Annotated in this window: 2 protein-coding genes and 1 riboswitch; of the genes, one reads left to right on the forward strand and one right to left on the reverse strand. The window is 74.7% G+C overall.

Annotation, left to right across the window (positions count from 1 at the left end; translation table 11 throughout):
* A partial coding sequence (locus ACYVE9_RS27505; RefSeq protein WP_461030601.1) for an FAD-dependent oxidoreductase occupies window positions 1-363 on the reverse strand: 363 nt, incomplete at its 3' end.
* Between the two features lie 127 nt (window positions 364-490).
* Window positions 491-603, forward strand: a riboswitch (TPP riboswitch).
* Here ACYVE9_RS27505 and ACYVE9_RS27510 point away from each other — a divergent pair.
* A partial coding sequence (locus ACYVE9_RS27510; protein ID WP_461030602.1) for an FAD-dependent oxidoreductase occupies window positions 601-846 on the forward strand: 246 nt, incomplete at its 3' end. It overlaps the preceding riboswitch by 3 nt.

Consider the following 846-nt stretch of genomic DNA (forward strand, 5'->3'; position numbering starts at 1 on the left):
GGCAGCTCCGGGCAGCTCCGTCGCGTCGGCGCCGGTCGCGAGCACCAGCCGGTCGTAGGGCAGCGGCCCGTCGGTGGTGCGGAGCAGCCGGCCGGCCGCGTCCAGCACGGTGGCCCGCGTGCCGAGCCGCAGGTCGATGCCGAGGGCGGCGTAGTCGAGGTCGAACGCGGAGTCCGGTGCCTTGCCGTTGAGCACGGCCTTGGACAGCGGCGGCCGGTCGTAGGGCCGGTGCGGCTCGGCGCCGATCAGGGTGACGGAGCCGCCCCAGCCCTGTTCGCGGAGCTGGACGGCCGTCTGCACCCCGGCCATGCCCGCGCCGACGATCACGACCCGCTGGTGGCTCTGCTCGCTGCGTGAGGTCACCCGGTCACTCTAATTGCTGCACGGGAGCGGGCGGTGGACCGGTGGTCGCACCGGCGGCCGGTCCCGGTGGGTGCGGGCGCGGCACTCCCTTCGGGCGGCGCGGTGCCGGGCAGTAGGGTGAAGGCGCGAATGCACTCGCGGGAGCCCGGCCGTACCGGGCTGAGAGGGAGGCTGGCGGCCTCCGACCGTTATGAACCTGATCCGGGTCATGCCGGCGAAGGGAGAAGGGGTGGTCCGATGCGTGTGGTGACAGTCGGCGGCGGGGTCATCGGCCTCGTCACGGCGTGGCGGGCGGCACAGCGCGGCATGCGCGTCACGGTGGTGGATCCCGCGCCGGGAGGCGGCGCCGCGCAGGTCGCGGCCGGCATGCTCGCGGCGGTCACGGAGCTGCACTACGGCGAGGAGACGCTGCTCTCCCTCAACCTGGCGTCGGCGAGGCGCTACCCGGACTTCGCGGCGGAACTCACCGAGGCGAGCGGCAGG

This window comes from Streptomyces sparsus, assembly GCF_054776295.1.